The following is a 7,456-nucleotide window of genomic DNA, read 5'->3' on the forward strand; positions in this document are numbered from 1 at the left end:
GCGGGTGAGACACCCACCCCACAAGAAATAGTTGAGTATTTTTTTATTTGTCAGTCCCTAAGTCCTAGCTAAGAAACGAAAAAGGTATAGGATATTACATCAATTGTTGGGGATTTTAACAAATATCATATTTTAGTTGGCGATCGCTAAAATTAAGTACCCAGAAACCTCTTAACACGAGATAATGATAAACTCACACCACCCTCAGCTGTTCTCCCATCAACCATTACAGAGCTTGTTCTGACTTGGTTTAGGTAATTAACTTCACAGTCACAGGGTCGAATTTTGCAAGCTGTTCTGAACCAAATCATGAAAACATCTACCAAATTGCTAACTCGCCTAGACTATTACTACCAGCAAATCAAAACGATCATCCTGACTCGGCAAAATCCGATTACTGGTTTACTACCTGCGAGTACAGCGATTACAGCCCACGGCGATTATACTGATGCGTGGGTGCGAGACAACGTTTACAGCATTTTGGCAGTTTGGGGTTTAGGACTTGCATACCGCAAAATTGACGACGACGAAGGACGCACTTATGAACTAGAACACAGTGTCATCAAATTGATGCGTGGGTTGCTTTTTGCGATGATGCGACAGGCTCATAAAGTAGAGACATTTAAACATACTCAGTCGCTACTAGATGGACTGCACGCCAAATATAATACAGCGACCGGTGACATTGTTGTTGGTGATGATGAATGGGGACATTTACAACTTGATGCCACATCTATATTTTTACTGATGTTGGGGCAAATGACTGCTGCGGGATTGCAAATAATTTATTCAATTGATGAAGTGAATTTCGTCCAAAATTTAGTTTATTACATTGGACGAGCTTACCGCACACCAGATTACGGCATTTGGGAACGTGGGAATAAAATTAATCGTGGTAGTGCAGAGTTAAACGCCAGTTCTGTAGGTATGGCAAAAGCGGCTTTAGAAGCTATCAACGGACTGGATTTATTTGGTGTGCGTGGTAGTCAAGCATCGGTGATTCATGTGCTACCAGATGAAATCGCCCGCGCCCGGATTACTTTAGAATCACTATTACCGAGAGAATCTGGTTCCAAAGAAATTGATGCGGCGCTGTTGAGTATTATTAGTTATCCTGCCTTTGCAGTGGAAGATTTGGAATTACGCGATCGCACTTTAAACGATATTATCAATAAACTCGCAGGCAAATACGGCTGCAAACGCTTTCTGCGTGATGGACACCAAACCGTTTTAGAAGATCATCAGCGCTTGCACTACGAACCGTTAGAACTTAAGCAATTTGAGCATATCGAATGCGAATGGCCGTTATTTTTCACTTATTTAGTTCTAGATGGATTATTTCGCGGCGAACAAGAACAAGTTAAAAAATACCAAAATCTTTTAGAATCATTATTTATAGAACAAGATGGTTTGCGTTTATTGCCAGAACTTTATTATGTTCCCGCCGAAAACATAGAAGCTGAAAAGTTAGCACCTCAAACGCAACCACGTTTGCCTAATGAAAATATTCCCTTGGTATGGGCGCAGAGTTTATATTTTCTCAGTCAAATGTTAAGTGAAGGTTTGCTAGCCGTTGGTGATATCGACCCTTTGGGAAGACATTTGTGTGTTGGTAAACAGCGCGAGTCCTTGGTACAAATTGCCTTATTAGCAGAAGATGAAGATTTACAAAAGAAATTAGAAGTTCACGGAATTGAAGCACAAACGCCTACCCAAGTAGAACCGATTCAGGTGAGAAAAGCTGGAGAATTTTCAGCTATTTATACCCAAATTGGACGTAACGACAAACTTGGTTTAACTGGGCGTCCAGTGCGGCGGCTGCGGAGTTTAACAACATCTAGAATCTTTCGGATTAGCGGTGAAACAATTGTCTTTTTACCTTCATTTTCCGACTCTCAGCAGTTTTACTTAACCCTTGATTACCATTTTCTGCTAGATCAAATTAGAAGTGAATTAGCTTACATTCAAAAATATTGGAGCGATTTAGGGCGTCCTACCTTGACTTTAATGTTGACGCACACCATGTTAGAAGTCGGTTCCGAAGCATTATTGGAATTGATGCAAGAACTGAAAGATGGTGTTTGTAACAGCGTGCGGGTGAAATTAGGGCGGCTAAATCAGCTAATGCTAACAGCCGGAATTCAAAGAATTGATTTTCTTCCAAATGCAGAATTTTTGCGATCGCCACTGAAAAATGCTAGCCCACGTTGCTATTATCTAGCTTATCATCCTGAGAAAAACTGGCGCTTAGGACATAGCCAAGAATTTCAAATGGAGTGTGAAACCAACTTTGGGTTATTACTTTCTCGTTTGCGCTCATCAGAGAATATCTACGAGCAAATTGAGTTATTGCAAACTTTAACTCGCTTGCAGGGAATGCAATTTGATACGGGGTACGGTGGGCCAGGATATCTTGTCACCGTAGGCGATTTACTCGATGAAGTTTACACCAAAGCTGGAGATTTAGGCATTTGGGCAGTAGTGCGTCGGGCTGCGGGGTTACGGCTGATGGTTGATATCAGCTTATCAGATGCAGTCACGAGTATTTTGGTGCGAGGTAAGCAAATTGCTGTGGGTAAAGCTTACAGTGAAGCGTCCTTGATTACCGTACCGATGTCTCACGATGAAATTGCCGATAAAATTAATCATTTTTGTCGTGAAGATATCCGCGATCGCGTCCTCACTCAAGAGATTTTAATCTATCTTGGCATCTTAATTCGCTCAGAACCCGAACTATTTCAGGGACTATTAACCCTGAGAGTCGGCTATCTTATCTTATTGATTACCAGCGAACTAGCACGGGAATTATACGTCACTCAAGATGAAGCTTATGATTACTTAATGCAACTTTCACCCTTTGATGTGAAAATGCGTTTGCGTCAGGTATTAACTGGATATACTGGCATGAGTAACCTGTTACGCCAGCAAGAATCACTGCATGTCAAACAAAAAGAAAGTGATATTGCTTGGGTAGTGTTACCAGCAATAGCAGAAGGAATAGAAGTCCCACCGGGCGGTTGGCGGCGGTTTCGTCAAGCTGAGGGTGCAACGGGGCGCGTACCAAAAGAATTTTTTAAGCAAGTTTGGCTATTAATGCAACATTGCAAAGGTCTAGTAATTGGCGATAAACTAGAGCGGCGCAATCGTTTAGATAGTGAAATAATGTTGTCGGAAATGACAGCAGGTGAAAGAAATTTTGCTCTGTTAGTTGAGCATTTGCTGAATAAAATCGAAGCTCCAGAATATCGCCAAGTTAATATTGAAGCATTAGTAGAATTAGCTGCGATCGCATCTAATAATCCCAACCTGCAAATTGAAGAATATATCGTGTTAGATGTGTTAGTCGGTCATGCAGTACGATTGGCGTGGCTAGAAAATCATAGTCAACGCAGCGATCGCTATGATGAAGATAAGGCGAGTGCGTGGCGATCGTTTTACAACACCTCGCCTAGAGATTGCGCCAATTATATTTTGAAGGCATTCAGGTTCTTGACGGAATTTGTGAAGGATTTTTAAACCCAGAAGCGCTATTAAATCCCCATAATTAAATGAGTAATGAGTAATGAGTAATGAGTAATGAGTAATGAGTAATGAGTAATGAGTAATGAGTAATACCCATTACTTATTACTTATTACTTATTACTCATTACTTATTACGTTATTACTTATTACTTATTACGTTATTACTTATTACGTTATTACTTATTACTTATTACGTTATTACTCATTACTTCAAAATCAAAGACAGTTGGAGTCGGGGATTTAAACCCCAACTCAGCTAATACTACGTGTAATGGTTGGGGTCTTAAACCCTTGAATTTACGATAAATTTAGGGGGATTCCTTCTGCCTCCTGCCTCCTTAACTCGCCAAGGCGATCGCGGCATTCTGTCCACCAAAGCCAAAACTCAAACATAATACCTGCCTAATTTTACTTAGACGGGCTGCTGTAACTATATCTAAATCAAACTCTGGCTCCTGCAATCCTATACAAGGTGGTAAAGTTTGATGCTTTAATGCCATAAGAGAAAAAGCTACACCTAAAGCTCCAGATGCTCCTAGTGTATGACCTGTGCTTCCTTTGGTGGAACTAACCGCCACGCCTTGAGGAAACAAACGCTGGATTACCATACTCTCTATCTGGTCATTTAGCTGAGTTGCTGTGCCATGAGCATGAATGTAATCAATATCACTTGGTATCAAACAACTACGTTCTAGACATTGTTTGATAGCTGCGATCGCACTTTTCCCTTCTGGTTCTGGTGAATTACTATGATATGCATCGTTAGTTAAGCCAAAACCGAGAATTTCACCATACACTTTTGCTTGACGCTGTTTTGCCAACTCTGCTGATTCTAAGACAAACACAGCTGCGCCTTCGCCCAACACTAAGCCTTCCCGGTGCAAATCAAAGGGATAAGCCCCAGTTTTTGCCAAAGCACCCATCTGCTGAAATCCAGCTAAAGTTAAGGGTGTAATTGGTGCTTCCACTGCACCTGCGATCGCTTGTTGACATTGCCCACTTTGGATCAGTAAAGCTGCTTGGGCAATAGACCAAATTCCAGTAGCACAAGCTGCCATCGGTGCCAAAACTATCCCCGATGCACCGATTTGTCGCGCAGCTGCGATCGCATTTATATGAGGTAATGTATCTAGCCAATTGCCAAAAGAGGACAGGGGTAAATTCTCCGCCTCAGTATACATTTGCCTTGCCAACTTCTCCCAAGATCCTTGATAAGAGCGACTCGATCCAATGACTACAGCACAATCAGCTAAAGGTGGAACTAACCCAGCATCTTGCAAAGCATAAGCAACAACCATCTGAGTTAACATTGTCAACTCAGATGGTTGTTGAGTAATCAAACCTAGAGGAAGTGGTATAAGTTCTGGAAATGGTTGATGTAAGACAATTCCAGATTTACCCGCGATTAAATTTCGCCAACTATCCTCTAAGCTTCTACCCAACGCGGAAATTAAACCAATACCAGTGACACAAACCTTAACCAATTTGAATTTTGGGAGTGAAGAATCTTTGCCTATTCAAATATTCGGCGTTGCTGATTGCGGTATGAAAAATAATTTTGCGTTATTTTAAAATCCTTGTAGAGACGTTGCAATGCAACGTCTCTAAATCCAAATTCATACCTCGATTCAGCAACACCAAATATTCAATTCTTCATTTTGAATTTATTTTTCCTACTTTCCAGGTATTTTTAGATTTTCAGCACCTTGGGTAACTTTAGCGGAGTCAATGCGATCGCCTTGCTGAATTTTGTTCACTACATCAAAGCCTTGAGTAACATTCCCAAAGACGGCGTAGTTACCATCTAAGAAGGCTAGATCCGCTAAAGCAAAGTAAAATTGGGCAGAAGCGGAATCTGGTGGTTGCGATCGCGCCATCGCTACTGCACCCTGCTTATGGGGCAATACAACAGCTTGAGCAGTGGCATCAAACGGTTTATTGTAAATCGGAGTATCTGAACCTTTTGCCTTAACTTCTAAAGGTATATAACGAGCATTTCCCGTTTTTGGGTCAATATAACTACCTGTTCCCAGACTATCTACAGGAACTTTCGGGTCTTTACTTTTGGGATCTCCCCCTTGAACTACAAAGGGTTGGGGTTCGCGTACAACTCGATGGAAAGCCAGACCATCGTACACACCCTTTTGCACTAAATCTACGAAGTTCCCTGCTGTAATGGGGGCATCAGTACCGTCTACTTCGATAGTAATGGGCGAGCCTTTAACCGTCATTACCACAGTAGCCTTACCTTCAAGCCTTGGTAAATCTGTGATTCCAGGAATACTCTCACTACTGGTTTGAGATACAGAAGTTGCTTCAGTAGTTGTCTTGGTGCTTGCCTCGCTTGTAGTCGAGGTAGCTGTCGAGGTTGGAGAAGAGGTATTAGAAGCGGCTTGCTGTGTTGAACATCCTCCCAACATCAAGGCACTAATGAGCACAAGAGAAAGCAAAAATTGTGAAATTTTTAACTGCATTGTTACTTACTGATTCAACCAGAGTATCTTATCGTCTCAAGAGGGAATGGGGAATTGGGCACTTGTACTGAGCGTTCGCGTAGCGTCTCGTAGAGAAGTCGAAGTATTGCGGATTAGCAAGTGGGAACAAGGAGGACAAACCAAGGGTTTTCCAACGCCCCATGCCCCATACCCCATGCACACTCCCTTACAATCCTTCTAGTGACACACTCAAAAAGCGGGCTAACTTTGCGCCATCTGTTTCCAACTCTGTTAAAGATAAGGGTTGTCCAACCCGTGTTAAGGGTATATCTCGACGGCCTTTAATGCGTAGATAGAGGGCGCGACGGGGATTAAGACCTTCTTTGACATCTATTCGTACAGATTGCACATCTTCTATGCGGCTATCAATTTCAATTCGGCGATTTTTGCCAGGAAACCCCCAACGGAAGATTTTGATTGCGCCAGTTTCCTGATTAAATTCGTTGTAACCGCCTCCAACATCTAATAAAATCACTAGCCAGAGGTATGTGGCTAATAGCAAGCCAGCAGCGCCATATAACCCCATTACCAATCCTTGGGGAACGAATACCAGTTGAGTTGGATCGGAAACTATGAGTAAATTAACTTTTAAATAACTGGATATACCAGCCAATAAAAAGCCGCTTGCTCCCAGGGTAACGATAGTTGCCCACCAGTAGTTACTGAACCGACGAGAACCGAGAACATTTTGATGCAGGAGGCGATCGCCTTTGTTAACCGTTGTTGATGTCGTCATTAAACTACCTTGGCTCGTAACATACTCGCACACTGAATGTTTTTGCATTGAGTGGTGGCTCCTGTGTATTTTACCAAAGATTGTTGACAAAAACTCAACTGCGCTCCTCCCTGTTGCTGCTAACCATATAATTTTTTAAGGCAGGTTATATAAAAATTCTTTCTACTCTGCCCCCTTGCTCCTCTCTCCCCGCCTCTTTTTGACCTCTTGGGAAGAAATTACCTACATACGTACATCTACATTAAATTTTTTCAGATTTCTGAGAAAACTTGTGTCAAATTGTAAAATTTCTGATATTCATATTAATTATAAGGTTCGTGTTTCATACCTCATTTGCTTCTGCGTATCAGGCAAAAACCCTTACTAGTGTGATAAATTAAGAATCATTAAGTTACCACAAGCTAGATTACTAGCCGATGGTACGTGTAATGGCATAACTCTGAGAAATGGTGACTTCACTAGTCAGCAAACTCTCAGAATCTCAATTGCTTTGATGCTATTGAGATTGTCAAAAAAACGTTAATTCCTCACGGCAGTCGGTTACATTGCCTCTCCGCACCGCCTTAGGAACGTTTGCAATTTTAGTAAAAAAAGAGGATTTTAGTCCGATGACCATCGCAGTTGGACGCGCCCCCAGTAGAGGGTGGTTTGACGTTCTCGACGACTGGCTCAAGCGCGATCGCTTCGTATTCGTAGGTTGGTC

4 protein-coding genes are annotated in these 7,456 nt (G+C 42.0%); 1 reads left to right on the forward strand and 3 read right to left on the reverse strand.

Annotation, left to right across the window (positions count from 1 at the left end):
- The first annotated feature begins 309 nt into the window (after positions 1–309).
- A complete protein-coding gene (locus tag V7K50_RS28855) occupies positions 310–3,516 on the forward strand; it encodes a glycoside hydrolase family 15 protein (RefSeq protein WP_334966161.1) in 3,207 nt (1,068 codons plus the stop codon).
- A 344-nt stretch (positions 3,517–3,860) separates the two neighbouring features.
- Here the strand turns inward: V7K50_RS28855 and V7K50_RS28860 are convergent, their stop codons facing one another.
- The 3 genes from V7K50_RS28860 to V7K50_RS28870 all read right to left on the reverse strand — a co-directional run bounded on the left by V7K50_RS28860 (position 3,861) and on the right by V7K50_RS28870 (position 6,753).
- A complete protein-coding gene (locus V7K50_RS28860; RefSeq protein ID WP_334966163.1) occupies positions 3,861–5,006 on the reverse strand; it encodes a beta-ketoacyl-ACP synthase in 1,146 nt (381 codons plus the stop codon).
- Positions 5,007–5,195: 189 nt separating this feature from the next.
- Entirely contained in the window at positions 5,196–5,996 is an 801-nt protein-coding gene (locus V7K50_RS28865; protein WP_334966165.1) for a peptidylprolyl isomerase, read from the reverse strand.
- A 187-nt stretch (positions 5,997–6,183) separates the two neighbouring features.
- The gene (locus V7K50_RS28870; RefSeq protein WP_334966175.1) at positions 6,184–6,753 is read right to left on the reverse strand and encodes a photosystem I assembly protein Ycf4; all 570 of its coding nucleotides are present in this window, start codon (positions 6,751–6,753) and stop codon (positions 6,184–6,186) included.
- Positions 6,754–7,456 lie beyond the last annotated feature (703 nt).

It is taken from the genome of Nostoc sp. (assembly GCF_036917135.1).
GTDB lineage: Bacteria > Cyanobacteriota > Cyanobacteriia > Cyanobacteriales > Nostocaceae > Nostoc.